This window comes from Streptomyces sp. 5-10, assembly GCF_014712245.1.
GTDB classification, from domain to species: domain Bacteria; phylum Actinomycetota; class Actinomycetes; order Streptomycetales; family Streptomycetaceae; genus Streptomyces; species Streptomyces violaceusniger.
Map to the genome: position 1 here is coordinate 170,245 of NZ_JACVYG010000009.1, position 15,243 is coordinate 185,487.

General features: G+C 71.3%; 11 protein-coding genes and 1 pseudogene. 1 reads left to right on the forward strand and 11 read right to left on the reverse strand.

The window, feature by feature from the left end; genetic code table 11:
* Nucleotides 1–97 precede the first annotated feature (97 nt).
* The 9 genes and pseudogenes from IEJ02_RS14300 to IEJ02_RS14340 all read right to left on the reverse strand — a co-directional run bounded on the left by IEJ02_RS14300 (nucleotide 98) and on the right by IEJ02_RS14340 (nucleotide 11,051).
* Nucleotides 98–1,174 carry a S1 family peptidase gene (locus IEJ02_RS14300; protein WP_191065210.1) on the reverse strand — a complete coding sequence of 359 codons (1,077 nt, stop codon included), beginning with the start codon at nucleotides 1,172–1,174 and terminating at the stop codon, nucleotides 98–100.
* Nucleotides 1,175–1,528: 354 nt separating this feature from the next.
* A complete protein-coding gene (locus IEJ02_RS14305) occupies nucleotides 1,529–2,461 on the reverse strand; it encodes a slipin family protein (RefSeq protein ID WP_191065211.1) in 933 nt (310 codons plus the stop codon).
* 218 nt (nucleotides 2,462–2,679) lie between these two features.
* Nucleotides 2,680–3,585, reverse strand: coding sequence for a S1 family peptidase (locus IEJ02_RS14310; RefSeq protein ID WP_191065212.1), 906 nt, complete (start codon nucleotides 3,583–3,585; stop codon nucleotides 2,680–2,682).
* Between the two features lie 265 nt (nucleotides 3,586–3,850).
* Nucleotides 3,851–4,069: pseudogene (locus IEJ02_RS14315) on the reverse strand (hypothetical protein); the annotation flags it as partial.
* Between the two features lie 11 nt (nucleotides 4,070–4,080).
* Entirely contained in the window at nucleotides 4,081–5,043 is a 963-nt protein-coding gene (locus IEJ02_RS14320) for an ABC transporter substrate-binding protein (protein WP_191065213.1), read from the reverse strand.
* A 161-nt stretch (nucleotides 5,044–5,204) separates the two neighbouring features.
* The gene (locus tag IEJ02_RS14325; RefSeq protein WP_191065258.1) at nucleotides 5,205–5,957 is read right to left on the reverse strand and encodes an amino acid ABC transporter ATP-binding protein; all 753 of its coding nucleotides are present in this window, start codon (nucleotides 5,955–5,957) and stop codon (nucleotides 5,205–5,207) included.
* 5 nt (nucleotides 5,958–5,962) lie between these two features.
* Nucleotides 5,963–6,853 (reverse strand): amino acid ABC transporter permease, encoded by an 891-nt coding sequence (locus IEJ02_RS14330; RefSeq protein ID WP_191065214.1) that lies wholly within the window; start codon nucleotides 6,851–6,853, stop codon nucleotides 5,963–5,965.
* 196 nt (nucleotides 6,854–7,049) lie between these two features.
* Nucleotides 7,050–8,963, reverse strand: a complete 1,914-nt coding sequence (locus tag IEJ02_RS14335) for an FAD/NAD(P)-binding protein (protein ID WP_223863787.1) — start codon at nucleotides 8,961–8,963, stop codon at nucleotides 7,050–7,052.
* Nucleotides 8,964–9,797: 834 nt separating this feature from the next.
* Complete coding sequence (locus IEJ02_RS14340) at nucleotides 9,798–11,051, reverse strand: DUF5685 family protein (protein ID WP_191065260.1); 1,254 nt, start codon at nucleotides 11,049–11,051, stop codon at nucleotides 9,798–9,800.
* A gap of 233 nt (nucleotides 11,052–11,284) precedes the next feature.
* Here IEJ02_RS14340 and IEJ02_RS14345 point away from each other — a divergent pair, with 233 nt between their 5' ends.
* Nucleotides 11,285–11,716, forward strand: a complete 432-nt coding sequence (locus tag IEJ02_RS14345; RefSeq protein WP_137977345.1) for a cell division protein SepF — start codon at nucleotides 11,285–11,287, stop codon at nucleotides 11,714–11,716.
* A gap of 12 nt (nucleotides 11,717–11,728) precedes the next feature.
* On the opposite strand, the gene IEJ02_RS14350 is transcribed toward IEJ02_RS14345, so the two are convergent.
* The gene (locus IEJ02_RS14350) at nucleotides 11,729–12,916 is read right to left on the reverse strand and encodes an acyl-CoA dehydrogenase family protein (protein WP_137977346.1); all 1,188 of its coding nucleotides are present in this window, start codon (nucleotides 12,914–12,916) and stop codon (nucleotides 11,729–11,731) included.
* Between the two features lie 566 nt (nucleotides 12,917–13,482).
* A complete protein-coding gene (locus IEJ02_RS14355) occupies nucleotides 13,483–15,222 on the reverse strand; it encodes an MFS transporter (protein ID WP_191065215.1) in 1,740 nt (579 codons plus the stop codon).
* Nucleotides 15,223–15,243: the final 21 nt, after the last annotated feature.

Consider the following 15,243-nt stretch of genomic DNA (forward strand, 5'->3'; position numbering starts at 1 on the left):
ACGCGGCACAGCCGCACCAGCACAACAAAAGGGAAGGCCCCCGGACACCGTCCACGGGTGTCCGGGGGCCTGCTTTCGTTCACGAAGGTCGGTCAGGTCAGCCGATCTCGGCGCCGAACGCCTGCAGCGCCTCCGGCACCGGCTGGAAGAAGGTCTCGCCGCCCGAGGAGCAGTCACCGCTGCCGCCCGAGGTCAGACCCAGCGCCGTGTCGCCCGCGAAGAGCGCGCCGCCGCTGTCGCCGGGCTCGGCGCAGACGTTGGTCTGGATCAGCCCTTCGACCGACCCTTCCTGGTAGTTGACGGTCGCGTTGAGGCCGGTGACCTCGCCGTCGTGCACCTGGGTGGTGGAGCCGCTGCGCGTCACCTTCTGGCCGACGGTGGCGTCACCGGCCTTGGCTATCGCCTGGGTGCTGCCGTTGTAGAGGTCGACCGCGCTCGGGTGGTCGGTGTCCTTGGTGTACTTGACCAGGCCGTAGTCGTTGCCGGGGAACTCGCTGCCCGCGTTGGTCCCGATCTCCCCGCCGCCCTGCGAGTCCGACCAGCTGCTGATGGCCTCGGTGCAGTGACCGGCGGTCAGGAAGTACGGCTCGCCGCCCTTGACGACGTTGAACCCGAGCGAGCAGCGCCCGCCGTCGCCCCAGATGGCGTCGCCACCCGCGATGAAGGTGGAGAACTTCCCGGCCGAGCGCTTCACCTCGACCTTGTCGCCGAGCGCGTCGGCGACCTTGTTGAGGGTGGCCATCCGGGCGCCCTTGACGGAGCTGTCCGCGGTGACGACGACCTTGTTGCTTCTGGGGTCCACCGACCACGAGGTGCCGGGGATGGTGGCCTTCTCCTTCAGCGTCTGACGCGCCTTGCTCAGCTCGGCCAGGGTGTGGGTGACCACCTTGGCCTCGGCCCCGGCCTCCCGGACCTTGTCCACGACGCCCTTGTTGACCACGTTGACGACGAGCTTCTTGGCCTTGGCGTCGTAGTACGAACCCGCCGTGTCGCTCTTGAGCGAGGAGGTGAGCGTGGTGGCGAGCTTTCCGGCGGCGCCGACCGAGAGGGTGTCGGGCTGGGGCTCACCGGGGGCGGCGTTGGCGCTCTGCAGGGTGATGCCCGTGGCGACCAGGGCCGCTATGCCGGCTCCGGCGATGGCGACGCGACGCTTGGGTATGCGGCGGTGCTTCAACTCTCTGCCTTCCAGTGGGGGGTTGGGCCCATCGGCAGTGGGGTGCCAGGGCCCGGAGGGCGTAACGACATGGCGCTTCTCCCCACTCGGGGGCGCGTCCATGCCAATTTGCGCCGCCGAGTATTCCCATCACCACCGGGCACGCACAAGGGCGCGTTCACGTCATGGGCGTGAAATTTACACTGCGGACTCATGTCCGGACATGGCGGTGCCCGCACACCTTCGAGGTGCACGGGCACCGAATCAGATTTCCGGACGAACCGTCAAACCGGGCGGATCACCTCAGAGAATCCCCTCACGGAATCCCTCACGGAATCCCCTCGCGGGGCCCCCTGCCGGGTCACCTCCCACGGCTCATCGCTCGACCGAATGCGGCTCCGGCTCGCGCTCGGTGAGCGTCGGCATCGCCTGCCGAGCGGGCTGGGCGGGCTGCGCGGGTGCGGCCTCCCGCCCCGGCGCGGCGGCCGGACCGGCGGCCGGGGCGCCGCCCTCCGTGCCGCCCTCCGCCCGGGCCGCCGCCGGGATCTCCTGCTGTCCCTTCTCCAGGAAGCGCAGCAGCTCGACCGGGATGGGCAGCACCAGTGTGGAGTTCTTCTCGGCGGCGACCGCCATCACCGTCTGCAGCAGCCGCAGCTGGAGCGCCGAGGGGGTGTCGGCCATCTGGGAGGCGGCCTCGGCCAGCTTCTTCGACGCCTGCAGCTCCGCGTCCGCGTTGATCACCCGGGCGCGGCGCTCGCGGTCGGCCTCCGCCTGGCGGGCCATCGACCGCTTCATGGTCTCCGGCAGCGACACGTCCTTGATCTCCACCCGGTCGATATGGACGCCCCATCCGACGGCCGGGCTGTCGATCATGAGCTCCAGGCCCTGGTTGAGCTTCTCCCGGTTGGAGAGCAGATCGTCCAGATCGCTCTTCCCGATGATCGACCGCAGCGAGGTCTGGGCCATCTGGGAGACGGCGAAGCGGTAGTCCTCCACCGCGACCAGCGCCTCGGCCGCGTCCACGACCTTGAAGTAGACGACGGCGTCGACCCGCACGGTCACATTGTCCCGGGTGATGCCTTCCTGGGCGGGGACGGGCATCGTCACGATCTGCATGTTGACCTTGTTGAGCCGGTCGACGAACGGGGCGATCATGGTGAACCCCGGCCCCCGGATATCCGAGCGGAGCCTCCCGAGCCGGAAGACCACCCCCCGCTCGTACTGCTTGACCACCCGGGCCGCGGCCAGCACGCCTACGGCGCCGAGGCAAGCCAGTACCACTACCAATGTCACGAGCGCATCGACCATCACGGCCACCTGCCGTCCGTATCGCGAACAATGCCCCTCGTGGGGTACTGATGTCCACGATAGTCCGCCCGTCGAACAGTGGGGAGGGCTGTGGAAAACCCCCGTCAGGCCGCCCGGAACGGCCTTCCCCACCGACGCGGAGAGCCCCCGTCCGGCAGCACGGACGGGGGCTCTCGCTCAGCCTGGTGCGGAGTTGATCAGCTCAGGAACGGGGCCGATCAGTAGACGCTCACGCCGTACGCGTTCAGCGCCTCGACGACCGGCTGGAAGAACGTGGTGCCACCGGAGGTGCAGTTGCCGCTGCCGCCGGAGGTGAGGCCGAGGGCGGTGGAGCCGGCGTAGAGCGGGCCGCCGCTGTCGCCGGGCTCGGCGCAGACCGTGGTCTGGATCATGCCGTAGACGACGTCGCCGTTGCCGTAGTTGACCGTGGCGTTCAGCGCGGTGACCCGGCCGCTGTGGATGCCGGTGGTGGAGCCGCGCCGGGTGACCGTCTGGCCCACGGTCGGGTTGGCGGCCGAGGTGATGTCCTGGCTGCCGACGGTGCCCTGGGGGGTGACCGAGCCGCTGTACCGGACCAGACCGTAGTCGTTGGTCGGGAAGCTGGAGCCGGCCGTCGGGCCGATGGTGGTGGTGTGGCCGGAGTTCGACCACCAGGTGCCGGCACCGTCGGTGCAGTGACCGGCGGTGACGAAGTAGTTGGCGCCACTGCTGTTGCGCACGTTGAAGCCGAGGGAGCAGCGCCAGCTACTCGCGTAGATCGCGTCGCCGCCCGCGATCAGCTTCTGAATCTTGCCGGGGGTGCGCTTGACCTCGATCGCGTCGGCGTTCGCGCCGGCGGTGTTCTTGATCTTGGCTATCTCACTCTGGGACACCGTGCTGTCGGCGGTGACCACGAGCTTGTTGGTCCCCTTCTCGACATACCAGGCGGTGCCCGCGACATCGGCCTCGAGGACGGCGCTGCTCGCCGACTTGGCCTCGGCCGCGCTGAAGGTGCGGGCGCCGTCGCTACCGGCGTAGGCGGCGGGGGCGGCCAGTGCCGTTCCGGCCACCAGGGCGGAGGTCGCGGCAATCAGGGCGATACGTCTCGCCTGCTTGCTGTGGGGGGCGTTGCGCTTGATCCTCAACTCTTCCTCCGTGGGAATCGGGGGTCCACTTGGGTGGGCAGGCCCGTGAGGCGCAGTCAATGAGCACGCCGATATGACCGATTCGGCGTGCCCCTGACAAGCGCTTCCGGAAGTATTCGTGGCTCCGGGCGCAGCGCGCAAGAGGACAATTCGGAACAGCCGCCGGGCACACGCCACATAGCCCCGGCGGGTTCAGGCCGCCGGGGCTTGTGCTCCCATCCCCTTGGGTATCCGGTGAGACGGACGCGCGGGCGATCGGGTTCCGCTATGGCGCGGACGTATCGCGCCCCTTTGACGACAGGCCCTGGCCCCGCTCCCCCGGATCGGGAAGTCCCAGGTGGTCGCGGAGTGTCGGACCGGTGTACGCGGTGCGGAACACCCCGCGCTCCTGGAGCGGCGCCACCCGGTCCACGACGTCATCGAGCCCGCCGGGGGTCGGATGGGGCACGAGGATGAAGCCGTCGGCGGCGTCGGAGACGACGAAATTCCAGCGGGTCACGGCTTGGGCAGCCCGGGCGGGTTGATCTCGGACTTCTTCACCGCCTCGCTGGAGAGCCCCCACCGCTTCAGGACCTTGGCGTACGAGCCGTCCTGGATCACGTGGTCCAGGGCCGCGGCATAGGCGTCGACCAGCCCGCTGCCCTTCTTGGTGGTGGCCGCGATCTTGCCCTGCACCTGGTCGCCACCGCCCGAGAACCGGCCGATGATCTGGGTCTGGCCGGCCGAGGCGACGTGGTAGGCGGAGGTGGGGTTCGGGCCGAAGTAGGCGTCGATGCGGCCGGACTGGAGGGCGAGGTAGTAGTCGGTGTCCTTCTGGAAGTACTTGATGTCCACGGGCTTGCGGCCCGCCTTCTCGTTCTGCTTGCTCCAGTCGACCAGGATCTTCTCCTGGTTGGTGCCGGAGGCGACCGAGATGGTCTTGCCCGCCACGTCCTTCGGGCCCTTGACCCGCCAGGAGGTGCCCTTCTTGGCCTCGAAGGCGAGGTCGTCAAGACGGTAGGTGGCGAAGTCGTACTTCTCCTTGCGCTCCTCGGTGACCGTCACATTGGAGAACACGCCGTCGAACTTGGAGCTGTCCAGGCCGACGAAGAGGTTCTCCCAGGAGACCGCCTGGAAGTCGACCTTGAGCCCGAGGGTGTCGGCCACCAGCGTGGCGATGTCGATCTCGGAGCCGATCCGGGTCTTGTCGTCGGTCGCGTAGAAGCCGAGCGGGGCGGAGGCGTCGGCGCTGCCGCCGATGCGCAGGGTGCCGCGCTCACGGATCGCGGCGGGTACCTTCGCCGCGATCGAGTCGACCTTCTTCCCTCTGATGCGGTGCTGGTCCGGGCTGATGTTGATGGCGTTCTTCGAGCCCTTGGAGCCCACCGACTCCTGGACGTCGCCGTCGCCGCAGCCGCCGAGCAGGGCGGAGGCGGTGAACGCGGCGACGGCGGTGACGAGGGTACGGCGGGTCTTCACGGGGGTGCTCCTTGCGTAGGTGGACATCGGTGGTCTGGTGGAGACCTGTGATCTGGTGGGCTTCGGCGAACTCGTGGACATGTGCGAGCTCATGGACATGTGCGAGCTCGTGGACATCGGAGGGCTCGTGGACATCGGCGGGCTCGTGAACATCCGTGGCCTCAGAGGACCTTGGAGAGGAACGCCTTGGTGCGCTCGTGGCGCGGCGCGTCGAGCACCTCGGCGGGTGTGCCCCGCTCGACGATCCGGCCGCCGTCCATGAAGACGACGGTGTCGGCGACCTCCCGCGCGAAGCCGATCTCATGGGTGACGACGATCATCGTGGTGCCCTGGTGGGCCAGGTCCTTGATGACGTCGAGGACCTCGCCGACCAGTTCGGGGTCGAGGGCGGAGGTCGGCTCGTCGAAGAGCAGCAGCTCGGGCTCCAGGGCGAGGGCGCGGGCGATCGCCACCCGCTGCTGCTGGCCGCCGGAGAGCTGCCGGGGGTACGCGGCCGCCTTGTCGGCCAGACCGACCCGGTCGAGCAGCGTCTCGGCCGCGCGCACCGCCTCCTTCCTGGGGCGGCGCAACGCCGAGACCGGCGCCTCGACGACGTTCTCCAGCACCGTCAGATGCGGGAAGAGGTTGAAGTTCTGGAAGACGAAGCCGATCCGGGTGCGCTGCTTGAGGATCTCGCGTTCGCGCAGCTCGTAGAGGCGGTCGCCCTGGCGGCGGTAGCCGACCAGCGAGCCGCCGACGCTGATCCAGCCGCTGTCCACCTTCTCCAGGTGGTTGATGGCGCGCAGCAGGGTGGACTTGCCGGAGCCGGAGGGGCCGAGGACGACGGCCACCTCCCCGGAGCGCACCTCCAGGTCGATGCCGCGCAGCACCTCCAGGGACCCGAAGCTCTTGTGGACGGAGCGGATGTCGACCATGGCGGTCATCGGGTGACTCCCCGCGAGAAGTGGCGCTCGACGTAGTACTGCGCGATCGAGAGCACGGTGGTCAGGATGATGTACCAGACGGTCGCGACCATCAGCAGCGGCACGACCCGGCCGTTGCGGCCGTAGATGACCTGCACCTGGTAGAAGAGCTCGCCGATCGCCATGACGGAGACGATCGAGGTGCCCTTGAAGAGCGAGATGACCTCGTTGGCGGCGTTCGGCAGGATCGACCGCATCGCCTGCGGGAGCACGATCCGGCGCAGCTGCCGCAGCCGGGGGATGCCGAGCGCGGCCGCCGCCTCCAGCTGTCCGCCGTCCACGGCGAGGACGCCGCCGCGCACGATCTCCGCCGCGTAGGCCGCCTGGTGGAGGGCGAGTCCGAGCACCGCCGCGCTCATCGCCCCGACCAGGCCCGCGGTGTCGAAGGAGAAGAAGCCGGGGCCGAAGGGGATGCCGAAGTCCAGCCGCTTGTAGAGATAGGTGAGGTTGAACCAGAACAGCAGCTGGACGATGAGCGGGATGGAGCGGAACGCCCAGATGTAGGTGAAGGCGACCGACTTCAGGAAGGGGCTCTGGGACAGCCGCATGAAGGCGAGGACGATACCGAGGGCGAAGCCGAGCGCGGTGCCGTAGAAGGTGAGCTGGATGGTGATCCAGACCGCCTTGAGGATGGTCCGGGTGGTGAAGAAGTCGGCGAAGACGTCCCACTCCCAGCCGGGGTTGGTGATCAGGCCGTGGGCGAACTGGGCCACCAGGACGGCGGTGGTGACGACGGCGGCCCAGCGCCAGGGGTGGCGTACCGGGACGACCTTGAGGGCGGAGTAGTCCTCGCGTTCGGTGCCGCTTGCGGCGGCCTTGCCGACGGGTGGATCGGACGTCAGGGACATGGAGGGTCCTTCGGAGGGAGCGGAGGGCTGTACGGGGGATGGTTTCCGGGGGGCGCTCGGGCGGTGGAGCTGAGGCGCAGGTGCTCAAGCGGTGGAGCTCGGGCGGTGAGGCTCAGACGGTGGAGCTCGGGCGATGAGGCTCAGACGGCGGAGCTCAAGCGATGAGGCTCAAGCAATGAGGCTCAGACGGTGACGCTCAGGCGGTGGCCGTGGCGCGACAGGACAGCTCGCGCAGACAGAGCAGCAGGGCCCGCGCGGTGGCGTCGTTCTGCCGGAACGCGGGCGCGTTGGTACGGGGCCGGGCGAAGGCGCCCGAGGCGCGGGCGTCGGTGTGCGGGCCGAGCGCGTAGCGGCGCGGATGCGGGCGGCCCGCCCGGTCCAGGATCCGGGCGTCGGCGGGGCTGACGGCGAGCAGTCCGGCCGGGGTGGCGGCGGCGCCGTCGCGGTACAGGGAGCGCAGCAGGGTGTCGCGGGAGCGGTCCACGGTCGGCTCCGGCAGCCGGGCCTCGACCAGCGCACGGGCCTCGACGGTGTGTCCGGGCACACTGGCGGAGCTCGCCCGGAACACCCCGCGCACCGGATCCGGGGTCACGGTCATGTCGGCGCCGAGGAAGCGGACCACTCCGGCGCGGGAGAGCGCGAGCAGTTGCTCAAGCCGTGGCCCCGGCGGACCGGAGGCGAGGAAGCTGAAGAAGCCGTGCCACCAGCCGCCGATGTCGCCGAGCCGGATCAGCTGGCCGTAGACGGAGAGCAGGGCGAGGAAGACGGCCAGGTCGGGGCTGTGCGCGGGGTCGTGGCGGCGGGCGAGGTCGGCCTCGATATGGCCGCGCAGCGCCTGCTGCAGGGCCTCGTGGTCGCCGAACCGCAGCCCGGCCAGGGGGTGGTCGAGGGCGTCGAGGTCGAGCCGGTCGGCCGGGTCGGGGACGGCCGCGGCGACCAGGACGTCCAGGTCGGGGCTGCCGGGCGGGCAGGCGGCGTACTTCTCCTCGAACGCGGACCACTCCCCTGCCACGCGCTCCGGATGGGCGGTGAACAGCCGGTGGTAGTGGGCGAACCCCAGCTCCTTGGCGATCAGCGGCCAGACGTCGCGCCGGAAGTCCGGCCGCCCGGGGCGCGAGAGCAACGCATCGACCTCGGCGGGGCCGAAGAAGCGCGGCACCGGGGGCCGCTCACCGCTCAGCGAGTAGCCGATCTTGGCGTGGTACGGCACGCCGCGCCGCGAACCCGCGTACAGCACGGGCTCGCGGCCGGAGGGCCGGTAGGCCAACTCCCCGTCCGGGCCGCGCTCATAGCGTCCGCCGCGCCCCTCGGTGAGCAGCACCATCAGATCGACGAAGGCGAGGCCGAGGCCGCGTACGATCACCGGCTCGCCGGGGCGCAGCGCGCTCAGGTCGCTGTCGGCGGTGTACTCCGGCGGGAGATGGGTCAGTTGGTGCTCGGCGGCGAACGCGGTGAGCGCCCGCTGCTCGGCGTCGGGTTCGGCGTCGAGGTGGCCGAGGGCGAGGACCACGGCGTCGGCGGTCAGCGGGGCGGTCCGCCCCTCCAGCCACACCTGCTGCCGTCCGTCGCGCGGTCCGGTGACGCGCACGGCTCGGTCCCGGTGCTCATGGACGGTGGTACCGGGCGGCAGGTCGGCCACCGCGCGCTCGTACACCCAGCGCAGATAGGCGCTCTGCAGACGTCTGGTGGCGAAGCTCTGCCCGGTCAGGGCGGCGGCCTCGGCGGCGAGTTCGGGCGGCAGGACGTGTGACGGCTCCGCTCCGCGGACCTCGCGGGCCCACTCGGCGAGGGAGGGACCGGGGCGTATCGGGCCTTCGCGCTCCACCGACTCGTCGGTGAACATGGTGACGTCCTCGGCCATGGAGTTCATCCACAGCAGCGGGGACTGGTCGGGGCGCCAGATGCGGCCGCCGCCGGGCGGATGCGGATCGACCAGGTGCAGCGCGAACGGAGCGCCGTCGCCGTACAGCTCGGGGGCGTTGGCGGCGATGCGCTCGATCAGACCGGTGGCACGCGGGCCCGCGCCGACGATGACGACGGTGGCGGGTGATCGGACGGGTGATCGGACGGGGTGGTCCGGATGCGCGGGATGGTCCGGGTTCGCGGACATGCGGAGGCTCCGTGGGTTCTGAAGTGAACACACGCACGGCCTTCACACACGTCGAGCCCCTCAGCTCGACAACGGCCGGGCCCCTCAGCCCGGCATGCGAGCCTCTCGGCCCGGCATGGGCCCGAGATTAGGACGATCCCATGGTGCGCTGTCAAGACTGTCCGAACTGTGAGCGGTGCGTCTCACCGACGGTTGACGAGGAAGCGGAAGGCTGCTCCACTTGCTCCATGGACTCACGGCAGCGACTGGTCACGCGCGACCACATCGACTTCGGTCGGGTGTGGTCGTCGTCCTGTTCGGGCTGACCGCCCGCCTCAGCTGCCGTAGGGGGACTCGCTTCCCCAGCGCTTCGAGGCTTCGCCCGCGCCCGCCGGATTCCCTCCCCCGGTGCGGCCGCAGCACATCCGCGTCGTCACGCGTCTTCGGCCTTCCCACACACGTCAGTACTTCCCCCCCTCTCCTCACCCCTGTCTCTCCTCACGCCTCAGCCCGTCTTTCGGCTACGGGGTGTCCGGCGGACCACGCGGCGGAGCCGCATATCGATGCCGTCCCCTCCCCGCAGCATCGGGGCCCTGTTTCGGGGGCTGGGGCTGGGGCCCCGGTTCCGGGGCCCGGGGCGAAGCCCCAGTTCCGGGAGTTGAGGCAAGGCCCCGGTTTCGGGGGCCGGGACGAAATCCCAGTCCCGGGAGCTGAGGCGAAGCCCCAGTTCCGGGGGTGGGGCCCCAGCTCTGGGACTCGGGGCGAAGCCCCAGTTCCGGGGGCCGGGGCGGGGCCCCGGTTTCGGGGAGGGGCGGGGAGGGGAGGGGCCCGCCGCAGGCGGTACGCCTCTGGCGGCTAGCAGTCGCAGCCGCAGTCACACCCATCACAGCAGTCGCAGCTGCAGCAGTCGCCACAGTTGCCGCAGCAGTCACAACAGTCGCAGCAGTCATCGCACTTATGGCACAGCCCCTCGCGCGGCTGCCCGGTCCACGGGTCGTGGTACGGGTCGCGGCAGCACACCTGGCAGGTGCAGCACAGCCCGGTCCACACCAGACAGCCCGCGATCAGCCCCCGCCGGCGGCCGTGCGGCGGCTCCGGGGGCGCGCCGCCGGGGCCTCCCGGGTTGATCCACGGTGACTGCGGCGGCCCGTAGGAGGACTCCGGAGCACCCGGGGCACCCGGAGCGCCCGGGGCGCCCGGAGCGCCCGGAGCACCCGCGCCCTGGCCGCCGGTATGCGCACAGCCGGTCGTGCCGAAGGCGCGGTCGACCGCGCGCCCCAGCTCATGGACCAGCAGTACGTGGGCGAGCCGCCCAGAGCCCTTGCCCGCGAATTCGGTGTCCTTGAGCGCCAGCCGCACCCCGTGCACCGCGTCGTCGCACAGCCTGCGGACCTCGGCGAGGTCGGTCCCGGTGGCCGCGATCGGGTTCCAGGCGCCGGTCTCGGCGTCCTCGGCCAGGTCCTCCACCGCGTCCAGCAGATGCGCCAGCCGTCCGAAGAGCCGGCCCGCCTCCTCCAGCGGGGCCCGGTTGCCGGGCCGCCCGGCCAGGACGGCGGTGTGCCCGAAGGCCGCGGCGGTCGCGGTCTCGGTGGGCTCGGTGACGGTCAGCAGGGAGGTGCCGGGGCCCGCGAGGGACTCCAGCTCCTCCTGCCGGCCGACCGCGTCGAGCAGCAGCGCGGTGTCGAAGCCGAGCGCGGCGCCACTGCGCTCCCCCGCCCGGTCCCACCGCCCGGCCACCCGGTGGGCGGCCGCGGCGACCGGCCGCCGGGCCAACGCCCCGTCGCCGTCCGCCACATGGTCCCGTACCTTCGCCGAGGCCAGCACCAGCGAGACGGTGGCCGCAAGGCGCGCCCCCTCGCCCTGGGCGACCGACGCCGTCCGCATCCCGCGCAGCGGACAGGGCCCGGCGGTCCGCCGCCAGCCCTCCGACCGCCCGGCCTGGGCCTCCACCAGCACCGATATCACCAGGCCGTCGTAATTGGTGGCGATGCGGGCGAACTGCCCGTGGTCACCCCTCAACGCGAGGCACAGCCCGCACAAATGCGCCATCCACTCGGTGCGCAGGTTTTCCGACAGCCGATGCCGACAAGGCCGGATAATGCCAAACACCACGATCCCCGTTCACCCGTACGTCCCCGACGTCACCCGTCCGGCAGCGGCGGAGTCTACCCACCGCGCCGTCAGCCCCCATAAGCAGGTGGAACTCTGATATGGCGCCAGCCGTTGTGCACCAGTAACGTCACGAATCCCCTGTGCGGCCGCAATCCACGTGGCAGACCATCCGCATCATGGACGACCATAGAGGGGCGGACAGTACACACCATCAGGGAGAGGAGGCGTCCATGGGATCGGTACGCAAGGCAAGTGCCTGGCTTGGCCTCGTCGACGACAGCGATGACGAGCGCTACTACGACGACGACTACGCCGAGGGGTCCGAGCCCGGCGACTCCTGGATGACCGACCCGCGAGCGCGGGTGGCCGACGAGACCGCGCGGGACCAGGGCACCCGGATCGCCACGGTCACCCCGGACGGATTCCGGGACGCCCGCGGCATCGGCGAGCTCTTCCGGGAGGGCGTACCGGTCATCGTGAACCTCACGACGATGGAGTCCGCCGACGCCAAGCGCGTGGTGGATTTCATGGCCGGGCTGATCTTCGGGCTGCGGGGCTCGATCGACCGCGTGGCCAACCGCGTCTTCCTCCTCACCCCGGCCGACTACCAGATCGTCAGCGGTCAGGCCGGCCACGCCACGGGCTTTTTCAACCAGAGCTAGGCCCGGGGCCGCTCACCGGAAGGCGTCGATTCCGGTGAGCGCCTTGCCCAGCACCAGTTGGTGCATTTCGACGGTGCCCTCATAGGTGAGCACGGACTCCAGATTCGTGGCGTGCCGCATCACCGGATACTCCAGCGAGATCCCGTTGGCGCCCAGAATCGTCCGGGCCGTGCGGCAGATCTCGATCGCCTCCCGCACATTGTTCAGCTTGCCGAAGCTGACCTGCTCGGGGCGGAGCCGCCCCGCCTCCAAGCGCCGCCCCAGATGGTGGGCGAGCAGCACCCCCTTGTGGAGTTCCAGCGCCATATCGGCCAGCTTGGCCTGGGTGAGCTGGAAGCCGCCGATCGGCCGGCCGAACTGCTCCCGCTCGCGCGCGTAGTCCAGCGCCGACTCGAACGCGGAGCGGGCCGCGCCCATCGATCCCCAGATGATGCCGTAGCGGGCGTGGCTCAGACAGCTCAGCGGTCCGCGCAGGCCGGTGACCTCGGGCAGCACCGCGTCGGCCGGCAGCCGCACCTCGTCCAGGACCAGCTCGCTGGTGACCGAGGCGCGCAGCGACCACTTGTGCTTGATGTCGGGGGCCGAGAAGCCGGGCGCGTCGGTGGGGACGACGAAGCCGCGGATGCCCTCGTCGGTGCGGGCCCACACCACGGCGACCCCGGCCACCGAGCCATTGGTGATCCACATCTTGCGGCCGGTGAGCACCCAGTCCGAGCCGTCCCGCTTGGCGTAGGTGCGCATCCCGGCCGGGTCGGAGCCGTGGTCGGGCTCGGTCAGCCCGAAGCAGCCGATGACCTCGCCCGCGGCCATCCGGGGCAGCCACCGCTCCTTCTGCTCCTCGGAGCCGAAGCGGTGGATGGCGTACATGGACAGGGAGCCCTGCACCGAGATCAGGGAGCGGATCCCGGAGTCGGCGGCCTCCAGCTCGAGGCAGGCCAGGCCGTACTGGATCGGACTGGCGCCCGCGCAGCCGTAGCCGGTGAGGGACATCCCGAGCGCGCCGAGGGAGCCGAGCTCCCGGGCCAGTTCGCGGATGCCGGGCACCTCTCCGCGCTCGTACCAGTCGGCGATGTGCGGCAGCACGCGGTCGGCGGCCCACCGCCGCATGGTGTCGCGGACCGCGAGGTCCTCGGGGTCGAGGAGATCGTCGAGCCCCAGCGGGTCGCGCGGATCGAACGACGGCAGGGTGCCAGCGGACATGGGTGGCGGCCTCCGGTGGATGCGGTTCCGGGTACGCCGGGCGCGTACCGGCCGCCGGGGCGCGTCCTCCCGCCCGGCGGCCGGGATGATCAGCCCGGCCGGTCCGACGCTACGACCGGGTAACCCCTGGCGTCCAGACCTGCTCGCGCCGGGTCATCGGGTCATCGGGGGCCGGCCAGCGATCGAGCAGGACGAGGCCGGGCCTCACACGGCAGGGCCTCGCCCCACGGAAGGAGCCTCACCCCACGGAAGGGACCCCGCCCCACGGAAGGAGCCTCACCCCACGGCAGGGACCCCGCCCCACGGAAGGGGCCTCACCCCACGGAAGGGACCCCGCCCCACGGAAGGGACCCCGCCCCACGGAAGGGACCCCGCCCCACGGAAGGAGCCTCACCCCACGGCAGGGACCCCGCCCCACGGGAGGGGCCTCGCCCCTGGATCCCGGGGTCTGGGGCGGAGCCCCAGTTGTGGGAAGGGGCGGGGAGGGGAAAGAACCGAGAACCGGCGGACACCCCATAGAACCCAGCCCAGCCCGGACCGGACCAGCCCGGACCGGCCCGAGTCGGTCAGGACTCTGCGGCGACGGTGGCGCGGTCGAGGCGTGCCGGAGCGTCCGTGCCGTCCGACTCCTGCTGGTCCAGGCCCTGCTGGTCCGCCCGGCCCCGCTGATCCGCCGGGCCCTGCTGATCCGCCGGGCCCTGCTGGTCCGCCGGGCCCTGGGTGGGCTCCTCGTCGTCGGCGGCGCACTCCATGACCTTGGGCAGCCGCAGCGCGGCCAGCGCGCCGAGCAGCAGCAGCCCGGCGCTGACCGCGAGCGTGACGTGCAGACCGTGGACGAAGGCGGCGCGGGAGGCCGAGCGCAGGGCCTCCCCGGCGTGGCCGCCGAGCCGGTCGGAGACCTTGTACGCCGCGCCCAGCGACTGGCTCGCGTCGGAGCTGGCGGAGGCGGGGACGCCGGGCACCGAGGAGACGCCGGGCTTGTAGGCGGCGTTCATGACGCTGCCGAGGAGGGCGATGCCGATCCCGGCACCGAGCTGGTAGGAGGTCTCGCCGATGGCGGCCGCGCCGCCCGCGGAGCCGGCCGACGCCTCGTTGAGCATCGACTCGTACGCGCTGAAGAGCGTGGTCTCCAGGCCGAAGCCCAGGACGATGAAGCCGCCGACGAGCACGGCGGGCCGGTCCGACTGGCCCATGGCGGTCAGCGAGAGCACGGCGAGGGCGGTGAGTGCGAAGCCGACCGCGACCATGACCCGCGGGCCGAGCCACTGAAGCATCCGGGACCCTACGAGCCCGGCGGCCATGGCGGCGAAGGTGAGCGGCAGCAGCCGCAGACCCGTCTCGAGCGGGGTGAGCCCGAGCACGAGCTGGAGGTACTGGGCGGCTATGAGCTCCAGGCCGACGAGCGCCAGCAGGGCGAGCACGATACAGCCGACGGAGATCGAGAAGGCGGGCCGGGCGAACAGCTTGAGGTCCACCAGCGGATGCGTACGGCGGCGCTGGCGGCGGACGAAGAGCACCAGCAGCACCACCCCGACCAGCACCGGGGCGGCGGTCACGGCGTCCAGCGGCCCCGCGCCGCTGCCCACCCGCTTGACGCCGAGGACGACGCAGAACAGGCCGCAGGCGGCCATGACCGCGCCCAGCACGTCCCAGGGGCCGTTCTTGTCGCCGGTGGACTCCGGCAGCAGCCAGCGGCCGACGGGCAGCGCCACGATCATCAGGGGCAGGTTGACCAGGAAGACCGAGCCCCACCAGAAGTTCTCCACCAGGAAGCCGCCGAGCAGCGGGCCGACGGCCGCGCCGACGGCGGCGACCGCGCTCCAGATGCCTATCGCCAGCGCCCGCTCCCGGCGGTCCGGGAAGACCTGGCGCAGGATCGACAGGGTGGCGGGCATGATCATCGCGCCGCCGACGCCCAGCAGGGCGCGGGCCACGATGAGGATCTGGGGGTTGGGGGCGAAGGCGGCGATCGCGGAGGCGGCGCCGAAGAGCCCGTAGCCGAGCAGCAGGACGCGCCGTCTGCCGACGCGGTCGCCGAGGGTGCCGAAGAGGATCAGCAGCGAGGCGCAGACCAGTGGGTAGACGTCCACGATCCACAGCAGTTCGATCGCGCCGGGGCGCAGATCCTCGGTCACGGCCGGGACCGCGACATGGAGCACGGTCGCGTCCACGGCGACGAGCAGCAGGCTGACGCAGAGCACGAGGAGCACGACCCAGCGGTTCGCCCCGCCGCTCGCCTCGGTGCCGCGCCATTGCCGGGGAACGCCCGCCGTCCGCCGATTGCCGGCCGTGGTCGTCCCGGACATGTACGCACCTCCCTGGGTCTT

Bases quoted from the DNA above. Each gene is read 5' to 3' on its own strand.
- IEJ02_RS14305 (WP_191065211.1), bottom strand. From the start codon at position 2,461: ATGGTCGATGCGCTCGTGACATTGGTAGTGGTACTGGCTTGCCTCGGC.
- IEJ02_RS14325 (WP_191065258.1), bottom strand. From the start codon at position 5,957: ATGGTCGACATCCGCTCCGTCCACAAGAGCTTCGGGTCCCTGGAGGTG.
- IEJ02_RS14330 (WP_191065214.1), bottom strand. From the start codon at position 6,853: ATGTCCCTGACGTCCGATCCACCCGTCGGCAAGGCCGCCGCAAGCGGC.
- IEJ02_RS14335 (WP_223863787.1), bottom strand. From the start codon at position 8,963: ATGTCCGCGAACCCGGACCATCCCGCGCATCCGGACCACCCCGTCCGA.
- IEJ02_RS14345 (WP_137977345.1), top strand. From the start codon at position 11,285: ATGGGATCGGTACGCAAGGCAAGTGCCTGGCTTGGCCTCGTCGACGAC.
- IEJ02_RS14350 (WP_137977346.1), bottom strand. From the start codon at position 12,916: ATGTCCGCTGGCACCCTGCCGTCGTTCGATCCGCGCGACCCGCTGGGG.
- IEJ02_RS14355 (WP_191065215.1), bottom strand. From the start codon at position 15,222: ATGTCCGGGACGACCACGGCCGGCAATCGGCGGACGGCGGGCGTTCCC.